Genomic DNA, 1,790 nt, shown 5'->3' with positions numbered 1-1,790 from the left:
CACGAAGCGCAGCACTTCAGGTAAGGCCGATAACAAAATGGCCCCCAAAATCACACCGGGCAAATAGCCCAAGCCACCGAGCACCACCATGGCCACAATCATCACCGACTCCATCAAGCTGAAGGACTCAGGTGAAATAAAGCCTTGGAATCCGGCAAACATGGCCCCAGCTACGCCGCCAAACGTGGCCCCCATGCCAAATGCCAACAACTTCAAGTTGCGGGTGTTCAGACCCATCGCTTTGGCAGCGATCTCGTCTTCACGGATAGCCATCCAGGCACGCCCGATGCGGGAGACCTCTATGCGGTGCGAGATCACAATGGTGATCAAGACCAAGCTCAGGAACAGGTAGTAGTAAAGAGAAACAGAGGCGATTTCAAAGTCACCAATCGTCAGTTTCTGGCCCAGGTTGAGACCAAAGACTGAAATCGGGTCAATCTGAGACAAGCCTTTAGGACCGTTGGTGATGTTGATCGGGTGGTCCATGTTGTTGAGGAAAATGCGGATGATTTCGCCAAACCCCAAGGTCACGATGGCCAAATAATCCCCCCGCAATTTAAGCGTGGGTGCCCCCAGCAACATGCCAAACAAACCCGCCACAGCGGCTGCCAGAGGCAGAATCACCCAGATCGGCATGTGCATGCCCTCGGGAAAGATCCCCGCCATGGTGGCGAAAGTGTTGACCAGATGCGGCGACGAGAGCAGGCCATACATGTAGGCCCCTACCGCGAAGAAGGCCACAAAGCCCAGGTCAAGCAGGCCCGCATAGCCCACCACGATGTTCAGGCCAATGGCCAGCAAGATGTAGAGCAAAGCCATATCGGCGATGCGCACCCAAGCATTGCCGAAACTTTGGAGGATGAGCGGCAAGACCAGCAAACCCAAGCCGATCAGGGCGTACTGCAATGTTTTATTGGTTTTCATGGCGACCTCTCTCACGCGCGGTCGGCCACACGCTCACCCATGAGGCCCGAGGGTCGCAGGGTCAACACGATGATCAACACAATGAATGCAAAAATATCGGTGTAATGGCTGCCCAACAAGCCGCCGGTGAGCTTGCCGATATAGCCGGAGCCAATCGCTTCGATCAGGCCCAGCAAGATGCCGCCAATGACCGCCCCCGCCAGGTTACCAATGCCACCAAACACGGCGGCAGTGAAGGCCTTCAGACCTGGCAAGAAGCCCATGTGGTGCTGCGCAGTGCCATAGTTGGAGGCGTACATGACGCCCGCAATCGCGGCCAAAACCGCCCCAATCACGAAGGTGGCGGAGATCACCATGTCGGGCTTGACACCCATGAGCGCGGCCACACGCGGGTTCTCAGAGGTGGCACGCATGGCGCGTCCCAGCCGGGTGTAATTGACCAACCACATCAAGATGGCCAAGGACACGGCGGTGACGCCCAAAATCATGATTTGTGTGGGTGTGATCACCACGCCGCCCATGTTGATGGGCGTGCTCGACAGCAACGTGGGGTAGGCCTTGTAGTTGGGCTTCCAGATGATCATGGCCAGTGTCTGCAACAAGATGCTCATGCCGATGGCCGTGATCAAGGGGGCCAGCTTGGGGCTATTGCGCAAAGGCCGGTAAGCGACCTTTTCGATGGTGAAATTGAGCACCACCGCCACCGTGCACGCGATCAGTGTGGCCAAAATCAAAATCGCCCAGCCTGGGGCACCTGGCATGGCGTCTTGCATCATGCCAATGGCCGACCAGCTCGTCAAAGCGCCCACCATCAGCACTTCACCGTGCGCAAAATTGATCAAATTGATGATGCCGTAAACCATGGT

General features: G+C 56.7%; 2 protein-coding genes. Both read right to left on the bottom strand.

Going from position 1 to position 1,790, the window contains the following annotated elements:
* The coding region (locus Q0341_RS11520) for an ABC transporter ATP-binding protein (protein WP_299513400.1) at positions 1-924 on the bottom strand (924 nt) is incomplete at its 3' end.
* Between the two features lie 11 nt (positions 925-935).
* Positions 936-1,790 (bottom strand): branched-chain amino acid ABC transporter permease (locus tag Q0341_RS11515; RefSeq protein WP_299513398.1); only part of this gene is annotated, 855 nt, incomplete at its 5' end.

Source organism: uncultured Limnohabitans sp. (genome assembly GCF_937889215.1).
In the GTDB taxonomy this organism is placed as follows: Bacteria; Pseudomonadota; Gammaproteobacteria; order Burkholderiales; family Burkholderiaceae_C; genus Limnohabitans_A.
The sequence above is the reverse complement of the archived record's forward strand: the minus strand, read 5'-3'. Positions and strand labels throughout refer to the sequence as shown.